Below are 23,969 nucleotides of genomic sequence, written 5' to 3'. Positions count from 1 at the left end.
GCGCCGGCATTGGCACCCCACCCAGGAGAAGGCAGTATCACCCTGTGGCTGATCTCATCACCATCGAGGACCCCGACGACCCGCGCCTGCACGACTACACCGGTCTGACCGATGTCGAGCTGCGCCGCCGGCGCGAACCCGCCGAGGGTCTCTTCATCGCCGAGGGCGAGAAGGTCATCCGGCGCGCCGGGGAAGCCGGCTACGCGATGCGGTCGATGCTTCTCTCCGCCAAGTGGGTCGACGCCATGCGGGACGTCATCGACGAGCTGCCGGCGCCGGTCTACGCGGTGACCCCGGAGCTGGCCGAGCGCGTCACCGGCTACCACGTGCACCGGGGCGCGCTCGCCTCCATGCAGCGCAAGCCCCTGCCCACCGCGGCCGAACTGCTCACCACGGCCCGCCGTGTGGCCGTCATGGAGTCCGTCAACGACCACACCAACATCGGCGCGATCTTCCGCAGCGCCGCCGCGCTCGGCATGGACGCGGTCCTGCTCTCCCCGGACTGCGCCGACCCGCTCTACCGCCGCTCGGTGAAGGTCTCGATGGGCGCCGTCTTCTCCGTGCCGTACGCCCGGCTGGACGGCTGGCCCAAGGGCCTGGAGACGGTACGGGAGGCGGGGTTCCGGCTGCTCGCGCTCACCCCGCACGAGAAGGCCACCCCGATCGACGAGGCGGCACCGCACCGGCTGGACCGGGTCGCGCTGATGCTCGGCGCGGAGGGCGACGGGCTGTCGCCCCGGGCGCTGATGGCGGCCGACGAGTGGGTCCGTATCCCGATGGCCCACGGCGTCGACTCGCTCAATGTGGGCGCGGCGGCGGCCGTGGCCTTCTACGCGGTCACCACCGGCCGCCCCCAGGACTAGGTCGTCTCTTCCGGATCGTGCCGGGGCTCGCGAGCCCCGGCACCGCGCCTCGCCGCGTTGTCGTCGGTCGCCGGCGCTCCGCGTGGGCTCCGTCCTCCGCCCTGCGATCCACGGCACCGGACCCCGCTCACCGATCCGGCCCGATCCGAAAGAAACTCCCTAGAGCTGCTGCGCGGCGGCGATGCCCAGCGCCACGATCAGGGTCACCACGACGAAGACCACGATCCGCTGCCGCAGCAGCCTCGGGTTCGCGGGCCGCAGCCCGGACGAGGTCGTACGGACTCCGGAGCCCGTACCGGAACCCTGACGGCCCTTGGCGCGCCCCTTGGCCCGGCCGGCGGGCCGCTGTCGCTGGGGCCGGGAGCCGCCGGTACGCGACCCTCCGGTACGGGACGGCTGTGAGCGCGGCCCGGACCCCCCGGCCGTCCGGCGGCCGTCCGGCCGCTCCATCCGCTCGGTGCGCTCCAGCCGGTCCCCCCGCTCCGGGTAGCGCGCGGTGGGCCGTTCGGCCTCGATCCGCTCCCGCTGGGCCGGCGGCCTGCCCTCCGGCAGCCCCTGGGCCTCACGGGCGGCGATCTCCTTGAGCCGCATGGAGAGCTGAAGGGTGCTGGGGCGTTCCTCGGGGTCCTTCGCGAGACAGGCCCGCAGCAGCGGGGCCAGCGCGTCGGGCACTCCGTGGAGCTGCGGCTCCTCGTGCACCACCCGGTAGAGCATGACCTCGGAACCGCCGTGCCCGAAGGGGGAGTCCGCGGTCGCCGCGTAGGCGAGGGTGGCACCGAGGGCGAAGACATCCGTCGCCGGGGTGACGGCGACCCCGCGCACCTGCTCGGGGGCGAGGAAGCCGGGGGAGCCCACCGCCGTCCCGACATGGGTGAGCGTGCTGGCGCCGGTGGCCCAGGCGATGCCGAAGTCGATGATCCGGGGGCCCTTGGGGGAGAGCAGGATGTTCGAGGGCTTCAGATCCCGGTGGACGACCCCGGCCTCGTGCACCGCGACCAGTCCCTCGGAGAGGGCGGCGCCGATGGCGGCGACCTCGGCCGCCCGGAGCACCCCGTCCTCGGCCACCCGGTCGTGGAGCGAGGGCCCGGGGACGTACTGGGTGGCGAACCAGGGGCGCTCCGCCTCCAGGTCGGCCGCCACCAGCCGGGCGGTGCAGCCGCCCCGGATGCGCCGTGCCGCCGAGACCTCACGGGCGAACCGGGACCGGAACTCCTGGTCCTCGGCGAGATCCGGGCGGATCACCTTCAGCGCGACCCGCTGGCCGCGCCGGTCGGAGCCCAGATAGACGACACCCATCCCGCCGGCGCCGAGCCGCCGGTGCAGCCGGAACGAGCCGACGACACGCGGGTCCTCGCGCCGGAGCCGCATCATCGCCATGACCGTCCCCTACCTGGGGGTGGGGTCTGCCCACCCCCCTGCCTGCGGCGGGAGGAGGCCCCGCCCCTGCTGAACGGGTGGGAAGGCCCACCCCGCTGCCTGATCGTCCGTTTTTGCCGTGGCACAGCTTACGTACCCCTGCCCCGGTGCGCTCATAGGCCGCGCCCTCGGGGCCGGGTCGATTGTCGGTGCCGGCCGGACGCCCCGAAGTGCCGCCGGGGGGAGCGAGATCCGGCCGGGGTGGCCGGAGCCCGCCGCCAACGGATGCTGATCACAGGGGGATTGACCGGCGGCCGGGGGAGCGGAGGGGCCGGTACCGGGTGGGTGCGACACCACGCGTACGGACGAAGTCATGGCAAGCCGGACGGGGTGCCGGGCGGGTGGCGCACGGCGGGGGAGGGGGGCGGACGTGAGGGAAGTCACCCGCGCGGGGCCGTTCGGGCCGCCCACCGGGCATTCCCTCCGGGAAGACCCCAATACCGGGGCCCCTCTCTCCACCCAGGGGAGTACATCGAGGGGTGACGGCTCATCCTCCGGGAGGCCCGTCAATCGGTACGCGGGCATGACGTGGTGGCCCCGGTGAGTACCTAGTGTTGAGGTCAAGCGGCGGGTGCAGCACTCGTCCCCCGAGGTCAGGCACCCGCCGCTGTTTCATACGACAGGAGAGGAACCATGGCGGACACGGCAACGCGGACGATCATCCGCACGCAAGGACGCAGGGCTTCGACCGCGTTCGGCGCCCGCCGGTCCGGGCAGCGCCACCCCCTGGTGGCGACGGCCATGGTCCTTCCCCTGGCGACCCTGCTGGTGGTCGTCTTCGGCGGCTGGGAGGCAGTGGTCACACAAGCGTCGTCCGTGGGCGTGATGCTGGGGCGCTGAGCGGCGCCCCGGACCCGGAAGAGCGGTCCGGGTCGGGGACATCCGGCCAACAACCCCGTGGGGACGGGGGTGCGGCGGACGGCAAGCAATGGCCGGTCAGCTGGGGAGCTGACCGGCCATCGCGCTGCCCGCACCCGTACACCCACCCGGACCGGCGCTCGGACCGACTGGTCCCCGCCACCCGTGTACGGCTCGGCCGGCCTCCGCACCGACATCCCGACCACGTGTCGTGGGTGATCACCGGCACCCGTGAGCACGCGCCGTGCAGGTCGTCGCCGACAGCGCGTGAGCACGGACTGCGGGACGTCACCGGGCACTGTGGGCGCGCGGCTCAGTGTCCTCACCGGCGGCGCTGCCACGCACCGTGCGACCCACCCCCAGCACGGGCCGTGGGGCTCTTACCCAGACCCCCGACCACACGTCGTGCGACCCACCTCCCAGCACCGGCCGTGGGCCGTCGCCGGCACCGACACGGCACCCAACCCACCCCGAGCTGCCCCGCTCGGCCGGGCCCGGCCCAGCCCCGTCCGAACCGGCCGGCCCGCCCGGCCCACCCCCCGGCGCTGCGCATAGGCTCCGGCGGGTACGACATCGCGCCCCGGGGGAGTCATGTGAGCACAGCCGTCATCGCCGCACTCGCCGGAGCGGCCCGGGCCGCCGCGCACCCGGGTGGCCTCCCCGGGGACTGTCCGGACTGCCGGTCGCCCGAGGCGGTCGTCCTCGCGGACCGGGACGGCGGAGTGGTCGTGCGCCACGGCCGGGCCGTCGCCAAGGCCCACGCGCCCGGTACCGACCCCGTGGGACACCGCGCCCGGCTCACGGTCTCCGGCCACCCCCTGCTCGCGGGGACTCTGCTGCCGCCGCTTCCGCCCGCCGGCGCCCCGGAGGCCGCGGGCCGCCCCGTCACCCTCTGGCCGTACGGGGTGCCCGTCGACCCGGCGGACCCCGGCGCCGCGCCCTGGGAGGCGGCGGCGGGGCTGCTCGCCCGGCTCCATCTGACCGGCCCCGGCGCCCTGCCCGGTCCGCTGCCGCCGATGCGCGGCCCCGCCAAGGTGGCGCGGGCGCTGACCCGGATGCGGGCGGCGCCGGGGGCGCCCCCGGCGGCCGTCGCCGCCGTCGAGCGGGCCGGCGCGCTGCTGCCCGCCTGGGCCCGGGGGGAGTCCCCCGCGCCCCCGGCCGGCTTCCTCTGCCACGGCGATCTCCACCTCGGCCAGCTCGTCCGGCACCCGGCGCCCGCCGGCCCCTGGCTGCTGATCGACATCGACGATCTGGGGCTCGGCGACCCGGCCTGGGATCTGGCGCGCCCGGCGGCCTGGTTCGCTGCGGGGCTGCTGGCCCCGGAGGTCTGGCAGCGGTTCCTCGGCGCGTACACGGCCGCGCGGGGCCCCGCGGTGGCCGCGGCCGGCGACCCGTGGGAGCGGCTCGACCTGCCGGCCCGGGCGCTCACCGTGCAGACCGCCGCGCTCGCGCTGGCGAGGGCGGCGGCCGAGGAGCGCGCGCCGGACGAGGTCGACGGGGCGGTGATCGACGCCTGTGCCCGAATCGCTTCCCTCTCGGGCGAGTTGGCGGGCGGTCATCCGTCGTAGGCTGCTGTCGTCCGCCGCGATCATGCGGGCGGGACCGATCGACCGGCGAGGAGCTGAGTACGGCCATGCAGTGTCCCAAGTGCCACGCACCGATGCACACCTACAACCGCAACGGCGTTCAGATCGAGCAGTGCAGCGGCTGCCGGGGGATATTCCTCGACTACGGCGAGCTGGAGTCCCTGACCCGGCTGGAGGCCCAGTGGAACCAGCAGGCTCCGCCGCCCGCCCCGCCCGCCCCGGCTCCCGCCCCGCAGGCGTACCCGGCCCCTCCGGCACCCGCGTGGGGCGCCCCGCAGCACGGCGCACCCCACGGCGGCCACGGTCACGGCAGCCATGGCCATGGCGGGCACGGCGGGCACGGCCATGGAGGCCACGGCCATCACAACCGGGGCTTCGGCCGGATGCTCTTCTCCTCCTGAGCGACCCGGAGCACCCGTGGAACGACGAATCCCCCGGCCGTCGGGACGGCCGGGGGATTCGGGCGGTGGTGCGCGATACTGGGATTGAACCAGTGACCTCTTCCGTGTCAGGGAAGCGCTCTCCCGCTGAGCTAATCGCGCGGGGTTCCCGGACCGAGGACCGGGGCTGTACTGCCGGTGGTGCTGTGCCGCACCGTGCGGTGCGTGTGCGTGCGCGATACTGGGATTGAACCAGTGACCTCTTCCGTGTCAGGGAAGCGCTCTCCCGCTGAGCTAATCGCGCCGGGCTCCCGGACCGAGGACCGGGTTCGAATCCTCGCGGATTCAGTGGACGATACTGGGATTGAACCAGTGACCTCTTCCGTGTCAGGGAAGCGCTCTCCCGCTGAGCTAATCGTCCTTGGAGGTGGAGACGGGATTTGAACCCGTGTAGACGGCTTTGCAGGCCGTTGCCTCGCCTCTCGGCCACTCCACCCGGAGTGCGGGGGTTCGGGAAAAGATCCCCCACTTCGAGCGGACGACGAGATTCGAACTCGCGACCCTCACCTTGGCAAGGTGATGCTCTACCAACTGAGCCACGTCCGCTTGTCTGTTTCCGTTCCGCTGGCGCGTCCCGGCGACGTGTTGAACTCTAGCGGATTCCTGAGCCAGCACAAAAACGCGTTTCCGCAGCGTGCTGACGTGTGTTCGCCCCGCAGCGGGCGGAGCGCCGTCCGCCGCCGGGCCATCCGCGCCGGTCATAGACTCGGCAGCGTGCATGACCTCGTTCCTCTCGCCCGCTTCGGGCGGCTTGTCGCCACCGGCCTCCGGGATGTCACCAGCGACCCCGAAGCTCTTGACTCGTCCGGCTTCTGGGCTGTCGCCGCCGACTTCGAAGGGGCTCTGACCTGCGCCCGCTTCCAGGACGTCCGTACCGAACCGGTCCCGGCGCCCGTGCCCGGGCGCTGGCGCGGACCCGCCACGGGCGAGTGGACGTCATCGCTGGACCGGGCCGGCTACACCGCGGGCGTCCGGCGCGTCCGGGAGCACATCGCGGCCGGGGAGGTCTATCAGGCCAACCTCTGCCGGGTGCTCTCCGCCCCGCTGCCCGCGGCGGACACCGCCGACATCGACGCGCTGACCGCGCTGCTGGCGCGCGGCAACCCGGCCCCCTACGCGGGAACGATCCGCCTGCCCGCCCACGGGGTGGAGATCGCCACGGCCTCGCCCGAGCTGTATCTGCGGCGTACGGACTCCGTGATCGAGTCGGGTCCGATCAAGGGCACCGGCCGCACCGCCGGGGATCTGCTCGCCAAGGACCACGCCGAGAACGTCATGATCGTGGACCTGGTCCGCAACGACCTGGGCCGGGTCTGCGCCACCGGGACCGTGAGCGTGCCCCGGCTCTGCGCGGTCGAGGCCCACCCGGGCCTGGTCCATCTCGTCTCGACCGTACGGGGCGAACTGGGCCCCAAGGAGGGGTGGCGGCAGCTCCTGGACGCCACCTTCCCGCCCGGCTCGGTCACCGGAGCCCCCAAATCCGCCGCGCTGAAGATCATCGAAGCGCTGGAGACGGCGCCCCGGGGGCCGTACTGCGGGGGCGTCGGCTGGGTGGACGCCGACCGCCGCACGGCGGAGCTGGCCGTCGGCATACGCACCTTCTGGATCGACCGGGCCCCCGGCGCGGGAGCGGTTCTGCGGTTCGGCACCGGCGCCGGGATCACCTGGGGCTCCGACCCCGACCGGGAGTGGGACGAGACCGAGCTGAAGGCGTCCCGGCTGCTCGCGATAGCGTCGGCCCAGGACAGCGGCGCGCACAGCGCGTACGCCGCCGACAGCGCGGGCGGATGACGACAGCGGAGGGATCAGCCAGATGAAGCTTTGGGTCAACGGCGGACTCAGGGACGCGGACGATGCCCGGGTCTCGGTGCTCGACCACGGCCTCACGGTCGGGGACGGCGTCTTCGAGACCCTGAAGACGGTGGACGGCCGGCCCTTCGCGCTCACCCTGCACCTGGAGCGGCTGACCCGCTCGGCGCTGGGCCTCGGGCTGCCGGAGCCCGACCACGACGAGGTCCGCCGCGCCTGCGCCGCCGTGCTGGAGGCCAATCCGCTGCCGCGCGGCCGGCTCCGCGTCACGTGCACCGGCGGACTCTCCCCGCTCGGCTCCGAGCGCGGCACCGCCACACCCACCCTGGTCGTCGCGCACGCCCCGACCCCGGCCCGCCCCGACACCACCGCCGTGGTCACCGTCCCCTGGACGCGCAATGAGCGCGGCGCGGTGACCGGCCTGAAGACCACCTCGTACGCGGAGAACGTGGTCGCGCTCGCCAGGGCGGCGGGACAGGGCGCGTCCGAGGCCCTGATGGCCAACACGGTGGGACGGCTCTGCGAGGGCACCGGCTCCAATGTCTTCGTCGTCGTCGACGGCGAGCTGCACACCCCGCCCGTCTCCTCCGGCTGTCTGGCGGGCATCACCCGTGCCCTGGCCGTGGAGTGGACCGGCGCCCGGGAGACCGATCTGCCCTTCGACGTCCTGGAGCGGGCGGATGAGGTCTTCCTCACCTCCAGCCTGCGCGATGTCCAGGCGGTGCGCCGGGTCGACGGCCGGGAACTGCCGGGCGCTCCGGGCCCGGTGACCGCCAAGGCCATGCGGATCTTCGCCGAGCGAGCCGCCGCCGACCCGGACCCGGTGTCCGCCCGCTCCTGAGCCGCCGCCCCCGCCGGACCCTGCCCCGTGCCCCCTGTCCCCGGCCCCGCTTCCGTGAAATCGCGTGACGTGCGGCCGTCCAGCAGGTACAACACCCCTGATGACCACCACCCTGCGGCCGTCCGGGCCGCTTCAGCGGACGGCGGACGGCGGACGTTCGCGCGGCTACGAGGTCTGTGACAACAGCCGCCCCGTCGGCTCGGTCGAGATCGCCTCACTCCCCTCGGTCGAAGCGGGCTGCGGCACCGTGCGCGGCCTGCGGATCGCGGAGTCCGACCGCCGCAGGGGCCGGGGAACCGTCGCCGCGCTCGCCGCCGAGGAGGTGCTGCGCGGCTGGGGGTGCACCCAGGTCCAGGTGTCCGTACCGCCGGACGCGACCGCCGCGGCACGGCTCACCACCGCGCTCGGCTACACCGAGCGCAGCCGCACCATGGTCAAGCACCTCCCCGAGGCCCCGCCGGCGCTGCCCGACGGGGCCTCGGCGCGCCCCATGACCGCCGACGAGTTCGCGGTGTGGTGGGAGGAGGGCCTCCAGGGCTATGCCCGGAGCTGGGCCGAGCGCGGACTGACCCCCGCCGCGGCACGGGCCAAGGCCGAGGCCGACCGGAGCGCCGGACTGCCAGGGGGGCGGGCCACGCCCGGGGTCCGGCTGGAGGTGCTGGAGTACGCGGGGGAGCCGGCCGGCCATCTCTACCTCGGCCGCCGGGAGCTGCTCCCCGGCGAGCACGCCGCCTATGTGTACGACATCGAGGTGTACGGCGAACGGCGCGGCCGGGGACACGGCCGGGCGCTGATGCTGCACGCGGAGCGGTGTGCGCTGGCGGCCGGGGAGCGCCGGATCGGGCTGCATGTCTTCGCGGGCAATGAGCCGGCGCTCGGGCTCTACGCCTCGCTCGGTTACCGGACGACCGCCGTCCACTCCTTCAAGCACCTGCTGTAGCCGCGGCCCCCGCCCCCGCCCGGGGCCGCCCGCCCGCCGCAATTCCGTTGTTCCCGGAGGGCCTTGGGGCCTACGGTGCTCCAAGAAGGCGAACTTTGGTGCGGTAATCGAACATTCGATGCGTGGAGGCGTTGTGGTGGCACGGAACGGCTGGGATCTGATCGTGGTGGGCGCCGGGTCCTCGGGAGCGGTGCTCGCCGCCCGCTCGGCCGCGCGGGGCAAGCGGGTGCTGCTCCTCGAAGCGGGCCCGGACTACCGGTCCGCGCGGATGCCCGAGGTGTGGCGCTCGCCGAATCCGATGCGCGCCCTGCTCGACCCGGCCGCCGCCGGGGAGCTGATCTGGCCCGGCCTGCTCGCCACCCGCACCGAGCGGCAGGCCCCGGCGCCGTTCTGGCGGGGCCGGGGAGCGGGCGGCAGCTCCGCCGTCAACGGCCAGATAGCCATCCGGCCGCCGATGGCGGACTTCGAGGAGTGGGCGCGCGCCGGCTGCACGGGCTGGTCGCCCGAGGACGTACTGCCCTACTTCGCGAAGCTGGAGGACGACGAGGAGTACGGCGACACCCCCCACCACGGGCGCGGGGGTCCCATCCCCGTCCACCGCACACCCCGCGAGCGGTGGGGCGCGGTGGACACCGCCCTGGACCGCGCGGCCCACCGCGCCGGGCACGGCCGGGCCCCCGATGTGAACGCCCCCGGGGCGACGGGCGTCTCGCCCTACCCGGTCAACTCGCGCGCGGGCCGCCGGGTGTCGGTCAACGACGCCTATCTGGAACCGGCGCGGGAGCTGCCGGGGCTCACCGTCCGGGGCGGGGCGCTGGTCGACCGGGTGCTGATCTCCGGCGGCCGGGCCACCGGCGTCCAGGCGCTGGTGGACGGCGGCCTCGTGAGGGAGTACGCGGATCTCGTGGTCCTGAGCGCCGGAGCCGTCCACACCCCGGCGGTCCTCCAGCGCTCCGGCGTCGGCCCGGCCGGGGTGCTGCGGCGGCTGGGGATCGAGGTGCTGGCCGATCTGCCGGTCGGCCGGGGGCTCCAGGACCATCCGGTGGTGTTCGTCGGGATTCCGCTGACCGGGGAGTCGGCGGTCCGGACACCCGACGACCGGCACACCAATGTCTGTGTCCGCTACACCAGCTCCGGCCCGGACGCCCGGGAGAACGACATGATGATCACCGCCGGGAACCAGAACGTGCTGGCGATGGAGGTCGCCGAACTCCACTTCGGCGCGGGCGCCTTCGGGGTCTGGGTCAACCAGGTCCACTCCCGGGGGACCGTGGAGCTGGTCTCCGCCGACCCGGAGGCCCACCCGGAGGTGCACGAGCGGATGCTCTCCGACGCGCGGGACCTCGCCCGGCTCCGCACCGGGGTCAGGGAGGTGCTGGAGCTGGCCCGGGGCCCGGAGGTCGCGGCCATCGCCGCCGGGGCGCCCGACCGGCTCAACGCCGCCCTGCTCGCCGCCGTCGACGACGACGCCCTGCTGGACCGCCATCTGCTCGCCACCGCGTCCGACGCGCAGCACGCCACCAGCACCTGCCGGATGGGTGACCCCTCGGACCCCGGCACCGTGGTCGGCCCCGACTGCCGGGTGCTCGGGATCGAGGGGCTCCGGGTCGTCGACGCCTCGGTCTTCCCGGCCGTGCCGAGGGCCAACACCCATCTGGCGGCCGTGATGGCGGGCGAGCTGATGGCCGACCGGCTGGACTGAGAAGGCGCTAGAGCAACTGCTCGCGCAGCTCGCTCGCGGCGTCGTTGAGCAGGGTGAGCACCGCGCCGTGCATGGTCTCCGGGGCGATCCGCTCGACCGTGCAGCCCACGTGCAGGGCCGCGACCACCCGCCCGTCGCGCCGCCGCAGCGGCACGGCGATCGAGTGGGAGCCCATCTCCACATCGTGGGCGACATAGCTGAAGCCGTCCTCGCGGATGCGCGCGAGGACGGCCTCGGGCGGCAGGGGGGCGGCGGTGCGCTCGCCGGGGGCCGGGTGCGCGAGGAGGACCTTGCCGAGGGACGAGATGGCGGCGGGGGTGCGGTAGCCGATGTCGCTGCCCACCGCGATCAGCCGGTGGGGTACGGCACGGGCGACGATCAGCGCGTCCGCGCCGTCGAGCACCGCCACCGAGCAGGCCTCGCCCAGCTTGCCGGAGATCCGGTCGCAGACGGGCTGGAGCACGGCGGCGACGGGGCTGGAGTTCAGATAGCCGGCGGCGAGCCGCAGCACCCGCGGGGTCAGCTCGTAGGAGCGGCCGTCGGCCGCCAGATATCCGAGGTGCTCCAGGGTGAGGACGGCCCGGCGCACGGTGGCCCGGGAGAGGCCCAGCTCGCGGGCGAGCTCGGCCTGGGTGAAGCGGGGGCGGCCGGCGCCGAAGGCGGAGAGCACGGTGAGCCCTCGGGCCAGGGCCTCGGAGAAGTCGGCCGCGCCGGCCCCGCCGGGCAGCCGCCGCTGCCGCCGCGCCTCACTGTCCCCGTCCGCCAGCCGCCCCATCCCGCCACCCCGTCGACTCGCCCCGCCTGTTGCGCGAAGGTATCCAGCGCACAGGTGTGCGTCAATCGAACCGCTCGCGCCCGCGAGGCCCGGGGCCGCGCGTCGGCCCGGGCGGCCCCACTCTCACCGGTCCGGCTCCGCCGGTGTTCGAGGCGCACCTTCCGGCGCCGCCGGTGCTTGAGGCGCGGGGGTCCGGGGGCGGCCCCGACGGTGGCCCGCGGGGTGCGGGTTGCCCGTGGCGCGGGGTCGGTTCTCAAGCTCCCCCGGAGCTGCCTCTGGGAGGTGCTCCCGGACGGGCTGGGAGTGCCCGGTGCGGGTTGCCCGTGGCGCGGGGTCCGTCCTCAAGTTCCCCCGGAGCTGCCTCTGGGAGGTGCCCCCAGGCCGGCTGGAAGTGTCCGGTGGCCTTCCCTGTGGCACGGATGCCGTCCTCGGGCGTTGGCCCGAGGTCAGCTCGGCAGCAGGCTGTCCGCGATCGCCTCGATCCGGGCCCGCAGGCCCTCCTGGCTCACCCCGCCGTCCAGGCGCTCCCCACCGATCACATACGTGGGCGTCCCCGTCACCCCGAGCGCCTTCCCCTCCGCCTGGTCGGCGTCGACCAGCAGCAGATGCCGCCCGTCGATCAGCGCGGTGTCGAACTCCTCAGCGTCCAGCCCCAGTTCCCCCGCCGTCTCCAGCAGCACCGGCTCCCCCCGCTCCCGCAGCTCGTCCACCCGGGCGAGCAGTGCCTCGTAGTACTCCCGGCCCTTCCCCTGGTCCACCGCCTCCTCGGCGGCCTGCGCGGCGGCGTAGGAGTGCTTGTTCTTCTCCAGCGGGAAGTGCCGCAGCCGTACCTCCATCCGGTCGCCGTAGCGCTCGCGCAGCACGCGGACATCGTCGAGGGCGGTGAGGCAGTCGGGGCACGAGAGGTCGCACCAGACGTCGAGGACGACGGCGCGGTCGGTGGGGGAGTCGCTCATGGAACCAGTCTCCCAGCCCGCCGCACCCCCGCCCAACCGGCCCGGGACCCCCTCCCCGGACAGGACCTGAGGATGATCCTTTCCCCGAGATATCCCTGAGGTGATACGGGGCCGTGGCCCGCACCCCGCGGCTCGGTGCAGGATGGAAGGGACGTAACCGCACATGCCCGCCACAGCCTGGAGGACCGGATGATTGCCGAGACCATAGGTGCAGCGGTGTCGGCGGCCGGTTTGGGCATCGCCGGGATCACGGCGTACCGCCGGCGCTTCCTCACCGCCGCCCGGATCGCCGCCTACGCCCTCGTCCCCCTGGGCCTGGTGCTCACCGGCGCCGTGGAGTGGGCCGTGAACACCGCCTTCAGCCCCACGGCCTGGATCGGCTTCGGTCTGCTGGGCGGCGCCTGGGCGCTCTTCATGACCACCCGCGCGGTGGAACGGCGCTCGGGTACCAGCCGCAAGGAGCGCAGGGCCGCCGCCAAGGCCGCCCGGCGCGATCCGGTCGCCCCCGCCGCCTCCAAGCCCTCGCTCGGCCGGGGCGGTGCCCCCGCCGCCAAGCCCGCCTCCTCCGGCGCCGGTGACGACTTCAGTGATATCGAGGCGATCCTCAAGAAGCACGGCATCTGAGCCGCGGGCGCCCGGGAGGTCCCGGGGCGGAACACGACAGTGTGATGAACTCCCCTCGCCGCGGCGCGTGTTGCCGGTTCACCGGGGCGCGGGCTGCGTCATCATCGCCCCGAGATGCTCGATACCTCCAGCGGCGACGCCCCCGCACCCACGAATGAGCCGGACGAGCCGCGAGGCTGTCTCTTCGCGCTCTCCCAGCCACCCTTGATGATCTTCCTTACGGTGATCGGAGTGCTGCTCCTCATGGCGGCCGTCCACGATCTCTTCCTCCTGTGAGGCGCCGGCGGTTCTCAGCCGGCCGCTTCCCTCCGGCGCGCCCGGTACGCGGCCACATGCAGCCGGTTCCCGCAGGTGCGGCTGGAGCAGTAGCGGCGCGAGCGATTGCGCGAGAGATCGACGAAGGCGCGCCCGCAGTCCGGTGCCTCGCAGCGCCGCAGCCGCTCCTGCTCGCCCGCGACGACGATGAACGCCAGCGCCATCCCGCCGTCCGCCGCGAGATGGTCGGCGACCGAGGCGCCCGGCGCGAAGTAGTGCACATGCCAGTCGTAGCCGTCGTGGTCGGTCAGCTGGGGGGTGGTGCCCGCCGACGCCACCAGTTCGTTGAGCAGTTCCGCCGCCACCGCGCTGTCGGCCGCCGCGAACACCTCCGCGAACCGGGACCTGACCTCCCGTACCGCTTTCAGATCCCGCTGGCTCAACTCACCCACATCGCTGATGTTGTGCCGGGATACGAATTCGGCCAGCGCGGAGAGATCCGTCAACCCATCGGCCTGATCGTCGTCCGGTGCGGTGTTCACCAGATCGATGACCGCCTCAAGGGCATATCTGGTGTCGTGGGGGATCAGCACGATTCGCTCCCTGGCCTGCTTGCGGGCCGGTGCCCGCCGAATTGCGCTGACTCTAGCGGCTCGTGCCTATGCGTATCGGCGCCGTCACCGCGCTGGAATGCGCGATGACGGCGCCGAAGGGTCCGCCCTATGTGGTTGTCCGCCTCAAGGGGCTGTTCGCCGGATGAGGCTGTCCGCGCGGCGCCGTCTCCCCGAGTAGGACGGCGCCGTGCAGCTCTCGGCCTGGCTCAGCTCTCGGCCAGGATGTGCGAGAGCTCCGTGTCGAGATCGAAGTGACGATGCTCGGTGCCCGGTGGCACCGCGGCGTCGGTCCGCTTGAGGAACGACTCCAGGGCCCGCGCCGGGGCCTCAAGCAGGGCTTCGCCCTCCGGGGAGCTCAGCGCGATGCAGACGACTCCCTGGCCATGGCTGCGTGATGGCCAGACGCGGACGTCGCCCGTGCCTGTGGGCCGGTGCAGGCCCTCCGCGAGAAGGTCGCGGGCGAAGACCCATTCGACCGTCTCCTCGGCTCCGGTGTGGAAGGTGGCGTGCACGGCATAGGGATCGGCCGTGTCATACCGCAGGCCCGCGGGTACAGGCAGTGAAGACTCGCTCGATACAACGAGGCGCAGGTGCAGCTCGCAGCTGACCGTGGTGTTCATAAGCGCCAGGGCCTTTCGCTCAGTGTGCGCTCGGGGATTCGCACGTCGGCGAAATCGACATGCCACCTACGGTGCCGTTGTAAACCCCTCTGAGGGATTTGGGTGTCTTTAGGTACCCCTAACGGCGGAGTGATTGTTCGTCCGCAGGGACCATTCCGGTGACTGCGGAACGTCGGGTAGATTTGCTGGTATGAACACGGGGAGTAACGGCACGGAGGTCGCGGTGGCGGCTGATGACATCAAGCCGGGGCCGGGCGAACGGGCCGGGCAGCCGAAGTCGGCCGACAGTGGACTTGTGGACGGTGAGAAACCGCTCGGTTCCCGTGCGCCGGCCTTCGTCAAGGCGCGCCGGACCCTGCATCTGAGCTGGCAGGTCGGTGTCTTCGTGGTCGGCCTCGCGGTCGTCTCCGCGGGGGTGGCCATGCTGGTGCTGCCGGGGCCCGGCTGGGTGGTGATCTTCGCCGGTATGGCGATCTGGGCGACCGAGTTCGTCTGGGCCCAGCTGGTGCTGCGCTGGACCAAGCGCAAGGTGAGCGAGGCGGCACAGCGGGCGCTCGACCCGAGGGTGCGGCGGCGGAACATCATCCTCACCAGCGTCGGCGGGGTGATCTGCGCGGCCCTGGCCGCGGTCTACCTCTGGAAGTTCGGCATCGCCCTGCCGTGGAAGATCGATTCCTAGCCCGAAAAGGGTCCGGGGCACCCGCTGACATGGGGTAATGTTGGCGCTGCGCCCGGGCGATTAGCTCAGCGGGAGAGCGCTTCGTTCACACCGAAGAGGTCACTGGTTCGATCCCAGTATCGCCCACATGTTCGAGGGTGGAGCAGTTCGCGAAAGCGACCGGCTCCACCCTCGTTTCGTCCACCGTCGCACGCAGGGCCCCGGGAGCACCGTCCCCGGGGCCCTGCGTGTGTCCGCCCGGCCCGCCCGGCCCGCCCGGGGTGCCGGGGCGGGCCCCGGCCCGGCCCGCTGTCTGTCAGCGCAGCCGGCCCAGGCCCTCCCGCACCCTGCGCGCGTCCCGCAGCCGCTGCTCGTAGGTCGCGCCGACCGCCAGCAGCAGCGCCCCGGCGAGCGCGGGCGGCAGCCAGCGGGGCAGCGCGTCGACGACCTGGACCACATACGGCGCCAGCTCGTGCAGCGCCACCAGCGCCAGCACCACCGCACCCGTCAGCAGCGGGGCCTGGAGCCGCCGCCGGGCGCCGACGAGCGTCACCGCCAGCGCGGCGAGCCCCAGCAGCAGCGGGCGCACCCAGTGGGAGTCCCCCCAGACCAGCAGCAGGCTCGGCACCATCGTGACGCCGAGACCGGGCCCGTACGCCGTCCACGACGACGCCCGCGGGTCCCGGCGGCGCCGCAGAGCGCCCAGCGCCAGCGCCGGGATGGTCACGGGCAGTGAGTACGCCTCTGGGACCGCCACCCCCGAGACCGCCAGCCGCGCCCAGGCGGCCAGGACGAACAGCACCCCGGCGACCGGGGCGGCGACCCGGCGCCGCTCGGGCCGCACCGCCGTGCCTGCGGCGATCACCCCGCCCAGCGAGAGCACCAGGGCGAGCACCGGGAGCCGGCCATGGGCGAGGACCACCGCGAGCAGGCCCGCCGAGGCACCGGCCCACTCCAGGGGGAGGCCGACGGGGTGGCGGGCGGCCCGGGCGCCGAGCACCGCCGTCACCGCCGGTACCGCGAGCAGCAGCAGCCCGGCGTGGTGCGGTGCGAGATCCGCCGCGCGGGCACCCGCCAGGAGCAGGGCGGCCGCGGCCGCGACGGCGGTGCAGCCGAGCACGGCCCGTACGGCGTTCCCGGCGCGCGAGACCACCGAGGCGCCCGCCGACACCGCCAGCAGGGCGCCCAGCACCGCGAAGGTCGCCGGGCGGCTCGCGAGCGCCAGGGCCGTCACACTCGCGGCCCCCGCCAGACCACAGCCCAGCGCGACCGCGACGGCCTCCCGGGAGGCCGCCCGGACCGCGGTGACCGCGAGGACGCCGACCGTCAGCGGCAGGTGGTACGCCACCGTGGCGGCATGCCCCGCGTCGAACGCGGCCGGCACCGCGAACAGCCCGCCCCACGCCACCACCGCTCCCGCGCCGCGGACCCTCGCCGGAACAGCGGGCCACGGCCCCGGGCGCCGGCCGAGTGCCAGCGGCACCGCCGCCACCAGCAGCACCACCAACGGGACCGCCGCCGGATACACCGCGGGCAGTCCGGCGCCCAGCGCCTCACGCGCACCCGGTGCCGCGCCGGACCAGACCGCGGGCGGGGCCACCAGGGGACCCGTCAGAGCGAGCGCCACCAGGGGCAGCGCCCAGAGCAGGGCCAGCGCGTGGACCGCCGCGGCCGCGCCGGCCAGCCCCGGCACCACCCCGCGCGGTGCCGCCGCCCGCACCCGGGGCAGCGACACGGCGCCCAGGAGCGCCACCGCGCCCAGCAGATACCCCGGCACCGCCCAGCCGGCCGGGACCACCGTCCGGACCGGTCCGCCGGCCGCCGTCACCAGCGCGAGCCCGGCGGCCACCGACAGCGCCACCGCGAGGGCGGGCGGCCGGCGGGCCGCGAACAGCGCCACCGCCGCCGCCGTCACGAGCAGCGCGGCGGGGGCCGCCGCCGCGCCGGGGGAGTGCGCGGACAGCGACTGGAACGCGCCGATGAGCAGCGCCGGACCCCCCGTCACCGCCAGACCGGCCGCCGCGCACCGGCGTATCAGCGGGCTTGTCGCCCGCACCACGAGCACCGCGTCGAACGCGGCCGTCCCCAGCAGCGCCCACTCCGGCGGCAGTGTCACCTCGGGCGACACCGACCACAGCACCAGCGGCAGTTGCGCCGCGGCCACCGAGGCGATCAGCGGCGGGCGCAGCCGCCCGGCCGCGAGCCCGTACGCCGCCCAGAGCGCGGCCAGCACCGCCGCCGCCCCCGCCGTGTACGCCAGGGGGTCCGTTCCGGCCAGGGCGACCCGGCGCAGGGCGTACGCGTCCAGCACCGTCAGCGCCAGGGCGAGCCCGGCCACCGCCTCCGCCGTGGACCGCAGCCGCCGCCTCAGGAGCACGGCCGGCGCCAGCCCCGCCGCGAGGGTCACGGTCCCCAGGACGGCGGCCCGTCCGCCGATCCCCAGATGCCCCCAGCCGACCGCGGTGAAGGCGACGGCGGCGATGGTCAGCAGCAGCCCGCCGAGGATGAGCAGCACATTCTGCGCCCCGGGACCGGAGGTCTCGGCGGGGCGGGTGGTGGCCCGGGCCCCGGCGTCGGCCGCTGGCGGGCGCGCTTGGGTGAGCAGCCGGGCCCGGCGGGTCAGCAGCAGGGCCCTGCGGGCGTCGAGCCGCACCAGCTCATGGTCGAGCAGGGCCAGTTCCTCGGCCGGCGGGAGGGAGGGCGGAGGGTTTGTCATGGCCGGATTGTGGTCCCCGGGAGGCGCCGGGGGGATGGGCGCGGATACTCAGACCGCGTGTGAGTAGGCGCCGTGCGCCCGGCCGGGCGCAGACTTGGGCCATGAACCGGTCCCACTACCGCTTCCGCTCGGTCTGGGAGCTGACCGCGCCCCCCGGCGCCGTGTTCACCGCCCTCGCCCGGGCGGAGGAGTACCCGCTCTGGTGGCCCCAGATCCGTGAGGCGACGCGGCTCGGCCCGGACCGGGGCACGGTGCGTGTCCGCTCCTTCCTCCCGTACGAACTCCGGGTCACCGTCGGCACGCTGCGCCACGACCCGGCGGCCCGGGTGCTGGAGGCCCGCCTCACCGGGGACATGGAGGGCTGGGCGCGCTGGACGCTGACGCCGCACCACGCCGGCACCCGTGCGGTGTACGAGCAGGAGGTGGAGGTCCGCAGGCCGCTGCTGCGGAGGCTGGGGCCGCTCTGCAGGCCGGTGTTCCGCGCGAACCACGCGGTGATGATGAGGGCGGGGAGGAGGGGGCTCGAGGCGTGGGTGGGGGGATTTGGAGCGGGGGGTGGGGGGACTGTATGGTTCAGTGCGTTCCCGGGCGATTAGCTCAGTGGGAGAGCGCTTCGTTCACACCGAAGAGGTCACTGGTTCGAACCCAGTATCGCCCACCGGGAAAGGCCGGTCCGTCTGCTCGACGGACCGGCCTTCACGTTTCCCGCCCACGGGCGGCCGTCCCGACCTCGATCCCCCGGAGCCACCTCCACGAGGTGCCCCCTCGGACGGGCTGGGCTGCTCGGTCTCGACGGGGACCCTGGCTACCGCAGCCCGCCGGCGTTCGAGCACACCCTGCCCCGCCTCGGGGCCGAGGCACGAAATCCGGCTTCGCCGGCGTTTGAGAGCGGGGGTTCGGGGGCCGGCCCCCGACCGTGGCCCGCAGCGTGCGGGGTCCTGCGGCACAGGGTCCGTCCTCAAACGCCGGACGGGCTGGGTTTGCTCGGGTTACCTGTGGTGCGGGGTCTGTCCTCAAGCGCCGGACGGGCTGGGTTTGCTCGGGATACCTGTGGTGCGGGGTCCGTCCTCAAACGCCGGACGGGCTGGAGTCGCTCGGGTTATCCGTGGCACAGGGGCCGTCCTCAAGCGCCGGACGGGCTGGGTTTGCTCGGGTTGCGCGTTGAGCGGGGGTCGTCCTCAATCTCCCCCTGAGCTGACTCCGGGAGGTGCCCCCGGACGGTTCGGGATTGCCCGGGTTACCCGTGGGGCGGGTGAGGCGGGGTCAGACGCCCGAGGGGCTGAGGGTGGTGGGGCGGAGGGGCCAGGAGGGGTCCACCGGTTCCGGCGTGCCGCCACGGGTGAACCAGGCCTGGAGCCCCCGCGCCTGCGCGGCATGCCACTCCTGCTGGAGCGAGTGCAGCTCCGGCGGCGTGAGCCGGTCCATCCTCGCCGCGAACCTCCTCCCCACCGCCCGCGTCACCTCCAGCGCCCCCAGCGCGTCCGCCGCCGCGTCATGCGCCCCCTCCAGCACCACCTCGTACTGCGCGCACAGATCCGCGAGCGTGCGGCGGCCCTTCCGGTAGCGGTCCAGCTGCCGGTCCAGCACCTTCGGGTCCAGCACGCACAGCGGCGTGTGCTGGAGCACCCGGCCCAGCGAGGAGGCGCGGTGCCGCCGCAGCTCCCGGTCGAGGACCGTCAGATCGAACGGCGCGTTCATCACCACGAGCGGACGCGACGCCGCGCACTGCTCCGCCAGCACCCGCCCGATCTCCTCCATCACCGGCGCCGGCCAGCGCCCGTTGCGCCGCAGATGGTCCTCGGTCAGCCCGTGCACCTCCGTCGAGGCGCGCGGCACCGGAATGCCCGGATTGACCAGCCAGCGGGTGGTGCGCGGCCGTCCGCCCGCGGAGTCCTGCACCACGATCGCCGCCGCCACGATCCGGTCCTCCTCGACATCGACCCCCGTCGTCTCGGTGTCGAAAGCGGCCAGCGGCCCGTCGTACCAGAGCGTCATCCCCGAACTCCCGTCCCCTGCCTGCCGGATGGCGTGATCCCTCGCCGAAGCGGTGATACCCGTGCCGTTTGCGCCGTACGCGGGGCGGTGACAACACAGATGACAGGTACCGCATCCGATGTCCCGTGCGGCGCCCGGCCCGGCCGGGCGCCCGGGAGCCGGCGCCGGCCGGAGCGGGAGGGAGCCCCTGATGCAGCCGCCCCATGACGACCTCTCCCGCGCGGCCCCGCCGGCCCCCGGCGCCCGGCACCCCGACCCGGCCGGTGTCGACCCCGTCGTCCTCTCGGCCCTGCTGGACCGGCACGGCTGGCGGCGGCGGGGCGGTACCGCCGGGCGGTGCGCCCGGTGGATGCCGCCCGGCCGGGCGCCGGGCGCCGGCAGCCTGCTCGTACCGGAGAGCCGCTCCTTCCCGGGCTCCGAGGACCTCCTCGGCGCGGCGCTCACCGCGCTGGCCCGCAGCGCGGTCCCCTCCGCGCGGGAGGTGCTCCTCGGTCTGACCGTCCCCAGCGACGAGATCCGCTGGCGGCGCGAGGTGCCGCAGCGGCCGGTGCCCGGCGCTGCCTGGGCCGTGGAGGAGCAGCTGCGCTCGGCGGCCCGGCAGCTGCTGATGGCGGGGGCGCTCGCGGCGCGCGGCCGGGCGGGCTACCACGGCGCGCGCCACCGGCGGCAGGCACAGGCATCGCTCGAAGGGGTGCTGGTCTCGCCCGCGCGCGGCGGGCGCACCCTCACCGCGTTCGTTCCGGCCGCGACCGCGCGCCCGGTCACGCTCCGGCTGCACCAGGCGCTGCGGGCGACCCGCGAGGCCCTCGACCAGCTGACCGCGACCGGCAGGATGGACGGCTTCGACGCGGCCGTGGCCCGGGGGGTGAGCCGGGAGCTGACCGAGGCGGTGATCGCGCTGATGCGCGGCTCGGAGGGGGTGCGCGCCGAGGTGGAGTGGGCCTCCGGCGCCGGCGCACCCGAGGGCTGCGCCGACGGCGGGGGCCCGCTGGCGTTCTCGCCGGCCGACCTGCCCGCGCTGCGCGAGGCGGGCGCCCGCTTTCTGCGGGAGGAGCCGTCGATGCCGGTCCGGATCACCGGTGAGGTGGTGCGGATGCGCCGCTCCGGTCCCGGTGGCGCGGGGACGGTGCGGCTGAGGGTGCTGGCCGGCGCGGAGGTGCCGTACGTCCGGGCGGCGCTGGAGCCGGAGGCGTACGCCACCGCCGGGCGGGCGCATCTGGCCGGGCTGCCGGTGCGGATGGCCGGCCGGCTGGAGAGCCGGGGCGGCTTCCGCCGGCTGACCGACGCCTCCGGGGTGGAGCACCTCCCCGCGGACACGGCCCCCGGCTGAGGGAGAGCCGGGTCCGGTTCCCCGTCACCGGCCGGGCAACCCTTTCGCGGAGGGGGCTCCGGGCTCGGTACGATTCAGGGGCGCCCGGTGCCCACCGGCGCGCACCCCCTCAGTCAGGAGAGACCGGTGTCAGACGTCCGTGTGATCATCCAACGCGATTCCGAGCGGGAAGAGCGCGTGGTGGCCACGGGCACGACGGCCGCCGAACTCTTCACCGGGGAGCGCACCGTCGTCGCCGCCCGGGTCGCGGGCGAGCTGAAGGACCTGGCGTACCCGGTCCGTGACGGCGAGGAGATCGAGCCCGTCGAGATCTCCTCCGAGGACGGCCTCAACATCCTCCGCCACTCCGCCGCGCACGTCATGGCGCAGGCGGTCCAGGAGCTGTTCCCCGAGGCGAAGCTCGGCATCGGCCCGCCGGTCAGGGACGGCTTCTACTACGACTTCGATGTCGCGCGGCCCTTCACCCCCGAGGACCTGAAGGCCGTCGAGAAGAAGATGCAGGAGATCCAGAAGCGCGGCCAGCGGTTCTCCCGCCGGGTGGTCAGCGACGAGGAGGCCCGCGCCGAGCTGGCCGACGAGCCGTACAAGCTGGAACTGATCGGGATCAAGGGCTCCGCCTCCAGCGACGACGGCGCGGACGTCGAGGTCGGCGCCGGTGAGCTGACGATCTACGACAACCTGGACGCCAGGACCGGCGAGCTGTGCTGGAAGGACCTCTGCCGGGGCCCGCACCTGCCGACCACCCGGAACATCCCGGCGTTCAAGCTGATGCGCAACGCCGCCGCGTACTGGCGCGGCAGCGAGAAGAACCCGATGCTCCAGCGGATCTACGGCACCGCCTGGCCCTCCAAGGAGGAGCTGAAGGCGCATCTGGAGTTCCTCGCCGAGGCCGAGAAGCGCGACCACCGCAAGCTCGGCAACGAGCTGGACCTGTTCTCCATCCCGGACGAGGTCGGCTCCGGCCTGGCCGTCTTCCACCCGCGCGGCGGCATCATCCGCCGGGTCATGGAGGACTACTCCCGCAAGCGGCACGAGGAGGAGGGGTACGAGTTCGTCTACTCCCCGCACGCCACCAAGGGCGCCCTCTTCGAGAAGAGCGGCCACCTGGACTGGTACGCGGACGGCATGTACCCCCCCATGCAGCTCGACGGTGGTACGGACTACTACCTCAAGCCCATGAACTGCCCGATGCACAACCTGATCTTCGACGCCCGGGGCCGCTCCTACCGTGAGCTGCCGCTGCGGATGTTCGAGTTCGGCACGGTCTACCGGTACGAGAAGTCCGGCGTCGTGCACGGTCTGACCCGGGCCCGCGGCTTCACCCAGGACGACGCGCACATCTACTGCACCCGCGAGCAGATGGCCGAGGAGCTGGACCGCACCCTCACCTTCGTCCTCAACCTCCTCCGCGACTACGGTCTGACCGACTTCTATCTGGAGCTGTCCACCAAGGACCCCGAGAAGTACGTCGGCTCGGACGAGGCCTGGGAGGAGGCCACCGAGGTGCTGCGCCAGGTGGCCGAGAAGCAGGGGCTCCCGCTGACCCCCGACCCGGGCGGCGCGGCCTTCTACGGCCCGAAGATCTCGGTGCAGGCGCGGGACGCGATCGGCCGGACCTGGCAGATGTCCACCGTCCAGCTCGACTTCAACCTGCCCGAGCGCTTCAACCTCGAATACACCGCGCCGGACGGCTCGCGCCAGCGGCCCGTCATGATCCACCGCGCGCTCTTCGGCTCGATCGAGCGGTTCTTCGCCGTGCTCCTGGAGCACTACGCGGGCGCGATGCCGCCGTGGCTGGCTCCGGTGCAGGCCGTCGGCATCCCGATCGGCGACGCGCACGTCGACTACCTCCAGGAGTTCGCGGCCGAGGCGCGGAAGCAGGGCCTGCGGGTGGAGGTCGACGCCTCCTCCGACCGGATGCAGAAGAAGATCCGCAACCACCAGAAGCTGAAGGTCCCCTTCATGATCATCGTCGGTGACGAGGACATGAACGCGGGCACGGTCTCCTTCCGCTACCGCGACGGCTCGCAGGAGAACGGCGTGCCGCGCGACGCGGCCCTGGCCAAGCTGGCCCAGGTGGTCCAGGACCGCGTCCAGGTCTGAGACCGCCTCCGGCGCCACCCCGGGTCCGGGACCGCGCAGGGCCCGCGTCCGGGTCCGGGATAGCGTCCGGGCCCGGGGCGGCCGGGTTCCGGGACCGGCTCCCGGACCGTGTCCGCCCGTCCCGGCCCCGGTGGCGGCAGTGCTCAGACGGCTCCCGGGGAACCCCCCGGGGGCCGTCGGTCCTCGTCCAGGGTGAAGGTCTGGATCAGCCACGAGGAGAACGATCCCGTGACCGCCCCCAGCAGCGCCATCCCCCCGGCCATCATCCCCGTCGCCACCACCCGCCCCAGCGGGGTCACCGGTGTGATGTCGCCGTACCCGACCGTGGTGAGCGTCGAGCACGCCCACCACACGGAGTCCCCGAAGGTCACGATCGACGCCCCGGGCGCGCCGCGCTCCGCCGAGTAGACGGCGAGCGCGCCCGCGAAGCCCAGCAGCACCGCCGAGAGCCCCGCGTAGGCGATCACCCGCGCGTACAGGGACAGCCGCGCGTGTGCGCGGCGGTGCCGGACCGTCTCGTAGATCTGTACGATCCGCAGCGGGCGCAGCAGCGGCAGCAGCACCACGACCGCGTCCATGAGATGCCGGCGGAGATAGGCCGGGCCCTCCCCGCTGAGCCGCCAGCGCACCGCGTAGTCCACGGCGAAGAGCGCCCACACCGCGTAGGTCACCGTCAGCAGCGCGTCCTGCCACCCCCCGGGCAGACCGTGGGCCAGCACCCGTACCGCGTAGCAGGCGAGATAGAGCGCCGACGCGGCGAACAGCGGAATCTCCATGCGTCGGCGCCAGGCCCACAGCCTGCTCTCATCGTCCATCCGTCCAGCATCGCCGGGCCCGGCGGACCCCGCCCCCGGCGACACGCTCCGCA

Annotated in this window: 22 protein-coding genes and 7 tRNA genes; 16 read left to right on the top strand and 13 right to left on the bottom strand. The window is 74.1% G+C overall.

The genetic code is table 11. From position 1 onward, the window contains the following. The first annotated feature begins 44 nt into the window (after positions 1–44). Complete coding sequence (locus ACWCRA_RS05465) at positions 45–863, top strand: TrmH family RNA methyltransferase (RefSeq protein WP_351557004.1); 819 nt, start codon at positions 45–47, stop codon at positions 861–863. A gap of 159 nt (positions 864–1,022) precedes the next feature. On the opposite strand, the gene ACWCRA_RS05460 is transcribed toward ACWCRA_RS05465, so the two are convergent. Next, positions 1,023–2,240, bottom strand: a complete 1,218-nt coding sequence (locus ACWCRA_RS05460) for a serine/threonine-protein kinase (RefSeq protein WP_351557001.1) — start codon at positions 2,238–2,240, stop codon at positions 1,023–1,025. A 672-nt stretch (positions 2,241–2,912) separates the two neighbouring features. On the opposite strand from ACWCRA_RS05460, the gene ACWCRA_RS05455 reads away from it, so the two are divergent. The 3 genes from ACWCRA_RS05455 (at position 2,913) to ACWCRA_RS05445 (ending at position 5,124) form a co-directional block, all read left to right on the top strand. Beyond that, complete coding sequence (locus ACWCRA_RS05455; protein WP_351556998.1) at positions 2,913–3,119, top strand: hypothetical protein; 207 nt, start codon at positions 2,913–2,915, stop codon at positions 3,117–3,119. Positions 3,120–3,730: 611 nt separating this feature from the next. Then, positions 3,731–4,705, top strand: coding sequence for a phosphotransferase family protein (locus ACWCRA_RS05450; RefSeq protein WP_451066891.1), 975 nt, complete (start codon positions 3,731–3,733; stop codon positions 4,703–4,705). A gap of 65 nt (positions 4,706–4,770) precedes the next feature. Beyond that, positions 4,771–5,124 (top strand): TFIIB-type zinc ribbon-containing protein, encoded by a 354-nt coding sequence (locus ACWCRA_RS05445; protein ID WP_451066890.1) that lies wholly within the window; start codon positions 4,771–4,773, stop codon positions 5,122–5,124. 66 nt (positions 5,125–5,190) lie between these two features. Here the strand turns inward: ACWCRA_RS05445 and ACWCRA_RS05440 are convergent. From ACWCRA_RS05440 to ACWCRA_RS05420, 5 genes are all read right to left on the bottom strand, one after another. Next, a tRNA-Val gene (locus ACWCRA_RS05440) sits at positions 5,191–5,265 on the bottom strand. A gap of 70 nt (positions 5,266–5,335) precedes the next feature. Beyond that, positions 5,336–5,407: transfer RNA gene (locus tag ACWCRA_RS05435), tRNA-Val, on the bottom strand. Positions 5,408–5,452: 45 nt separating this feature from the next. Then, positions 5,453–5,524, bottom strand: a tRNA-Val gene (locus tag ACWCRA_RS05430). Between the two features lies 1 nt (position 5,525). Further along, a tRNA-Cys gene (locus tag ACWCRA_RS05425) sits at positions 5,526–5,599 on the bottom strand. Positions 5,600–5,636: 37 nt separating this feature from the next. Next, positions 5,637–5,709 (bottom strand) — tRNA-Gly (locus ACWCRA_RS05420). 168 nt (positions 5,710–5,877) lie between these two features. Here ACWCRA_RS05420 and ACWCRA_RS05415 point away from each other — a divergent pair. The 4 genes from ACWCRA_RS05415 to ACWCRA_RS05400 all read left to right on the top strand — a co-directional run bounded on the left by ACWCRA_RS05415 (position 5,878) and on the right by ACWCRA_RS05400 (position 10,455). Then, the gene (locus tag ACWCRA_RS05415; protein ID WP_351556989.1) at positions 5,878–6,954 is read left to right on the top strand and encodes a chorismate-binding protein; all 1,077 of its coding nucleotides are present in this window, start codon (positions 5,878–5,880) and stop codon (positions 6,952–6,954) included. Positions 6,955–6,976: 22 nt separating this feature from the next. Beyond that, positions 6,977–7,813, top strand: coding sequence for an aminotransferase class IV (locus ACWCRA_RS05410; protein WP_351556986.1), 837 nt, complete (start codon positions 6,977–6,979; stop codon positions 7,811–7,813). A gap of 100 nt (positions 7,814–7,913) precedes the next feature. Further along, positions 7,914–8,753, top strand: coding sequence for a GNAT family N-acetyltransferase (locus ACWCRA_RS05405; protein ID WP_351556983.1), 840 nt, complete (start codon positions 7,914–7,916; stop codon positions 8,751–8,753). A gap of 118 nt (positions 8,754–8,871) precedes the next feature. Next, positions 8,872–10,455 (top strand): GMC family oxidoreductase, encoded by a 1,584-nt coding sequence (locus ACWCRA_RS05400; RefSeq protein WP_351556980.1) that lies wholly within the window; start codon positions 8,872–8,874, stop codon positions 10,453–10,455. A 7-nt stretch (positions 10,456–10,462) separates the two neighbouring features. Here ACWCRA_RS05400 and ACWCRA_RS05395 read toward each other — a convergent pair whose 3' ends face one another. Continuing rightward, entirely contained in the window at positions 10,463–11,230 is a 768-nt protein-coding gene (locus ACWCRA_RS05395; RefSeq protein ID WP_451066889.1) for an IclR family transcriptional regulator domain-containing protein, read from the bottom strand. 446 nt (positions 11,231–11,676) lie between these two features. Next, positions 11,677–12,186, bottom strand: coding sequence for a DsbA family protein (locus ACWCRA_RS05390; RefSeq protein WP_351556974.1), 510 nt, complete (start codon positions 12,184–12,186; stop codon positions 11,677–11,679). Between the two features lie 189 nt (positions 12,187–12,375). Between ACWCRA_RS05390 and ACWCRA_RS05385 the strand changes: the two genes are divergently transcribed. Beyond that, entirely contained in the window at positions 12,376–12,810 is a 435-nt protein-coding gene (locus ACWCRA_RS05385) for a hypothetical protein (protein ID WP_351556971.1), read from the top strand. Positions 12,811–12,924: 114 nt separating this feature from the next. Then, positions 12,925–13,086: a hypothetical protein gene (locus tag ACWCRA_RS05380; protein ID WP_351556968.1), complete on the top strand. Its 162-nt coding sequence runs from the start codon at positions 12,925–12,927 to the stop codon at positions 13,084–13,086. A 14-nt stretch (positions 13,087–13,100) separates the two neighbouring features. Here the strand turns inward: ACWCRA_RS05380 and ACWCRA_RS05375 are convergent, their stop codons facing one another. After that, the gene (locus ACWCRA_RS05375) at positions 13,101–13,658 is read right to left on the bottom strand and encodes a CGNR zinc finger domain-containing protein (protein WP_351556966.1); all 558 of its coding nucleotides are present in this window, start codon (positions 13,656–13,658) and stop codon (positions 13,101–13,103) included. Positions 13,659–13,885: 227 nt separating this feature from the next. After that, positions 13,886–14,299, bottom strand: coding sequence for an SsgA family sporulation/cell division regulator (locus ACWCRA_RS05370; protein ID WP_003959770.1), 414 nt, complete (start codon positions 14,297–14,299; stop codon positions 13,886–13,888). Positions 14,300–14,489: 190 nt separating this feature from the next. Between ACWCRA_RS05370 and ACWCRA_RS05365 the strand changes: the two genes are divergently transcribed. Together ACWCRA_RS05365 and ACWCRA_RS05360 are read left to right on the top strand one after the other, a co-directional pair. Further along, positions 14,490–14,978, top strand: coding sequence for a TIGR02611 family protein (locus ACWCRA_RS05365; RefSeq protein WP_351556964.1), 489 nt, complete (start codon positions 14,490–14,492; stop codon positions 14,976–14,978). 54 nt (positions 14,979–15,032) lie between these two features. Next, a tRNA-Val gene (locus ACWCRA_RS05360) sits at positions 15,033–15,104 on the top strand. 169 nt (positions 15,105–15,273) lie between these two features. Here ACWCRA_RS05360 and ACWCRA_RS05355 read toward each other — a convergent pair. Next, a complete protein-coding gene (locus ACWCRA_RS05355) occupies positions 15,274–17,673 on the bottom strand; it encodes an SCO7613 C-terminal domain-containing membrane protein (RefSeq protein WP_451066888.1) in 2,400 nt (799 codons plus the stop codon). 101 nt (positions 17,674–17,774) lie between these two features. On the opposite strand from ACWCRA_RS05355, the gene ACWCRA_RS05350 reads away from it, so the two are divergent. Both ACWCRA_RS05350 and ACWCRA_RS05345 read left to right on the top strand, forming a co-directional pair. Further along, positions 17,775–18,269 (top strand): SRPBCC family protein, encoded by a 495-nt coding sequence (locus ACWCRA_RS05350; RefSeq protein WP_351556959.1) that lies wholly within the window; start codon positions 17,775–17,777, stop codon positions 18,267–18,269. Further along, positions 18,260–18,331, top strand: a tRNA-Val gene (locus ACWCRA_RS05345). The genes ACWCRA_RS05350 and ACWCRA_RS05345 overlap by 10 nt, the downstream gene beginning before the upstream one ends. A 605-nt stretch (positions 18,332–18,936) precedes the next feature. Here ACWCRA_RS05345 and ACWCRA_RS05340 read toward each other — a convergent pair. Continuing rightward, positions 18,937–19,668, bottom strand: a complete 732-nt coding sequence (locus ACWCRA_RS05340) for an exonuclease domain-containing protein (RefSeq protein ID WP_351556956.1) — start codon at positions 19,666–19,668, stop codon at positions 18,937–18,939. 190 nt (positions 19,669–19,858) lie between these two features. On the opposite strand from ACWCRA_RS05340, the gene ACWCRA_RS05335 reads away from it, so the two are divergent. Further along, complete coding sequence (locus ACWCRA_RS05335; protein WP_351556953.1) at positions 19,859–20,998, top strand: hypothetical protein; 1,140 nt, start codon at positions 19,859–19,861, stop codon at positions 20,996–20,998. 126 nt (positions 20,999–21,124) lie between these two features. Then, the gene (gene thrS, locus ACWCRA_RS05330) at positions 21,125–23,101 is read left to right on the top strand and encodes a threonine--tRNA ligase (RefSeq protein ID WP_351556950.1); all 1,977 of its coding nucleotides are present in this window, start codon (positions 21,125–21,127) and stop codon (positions 23,099–23,101) included. 143 nt (positions 23,102–23,244) lie between these two features. Here thrS and ACWCRA_RS05325 read toward each other — a convergent pair whose 3' ends face one another. Further along, entirely contained in the window at positions 23,245–23,916 is a 672-nt protein-coding gene (locus ACWCRA_RS05325) for a potassium channel family protein (RefSeq protein WP_351556947.1), read from the bottom strand. Positions 23,917–23,969: the final 53 nt, after the last annotated feature.

Source organism: Streptomyces sp. NPDC001889 (genome assembly GCF_053594535.1).
Note: the sequence above shows the minus strand (reverse complement) of the source record. Positions and strands in the feature narration are given on the sequence as shown.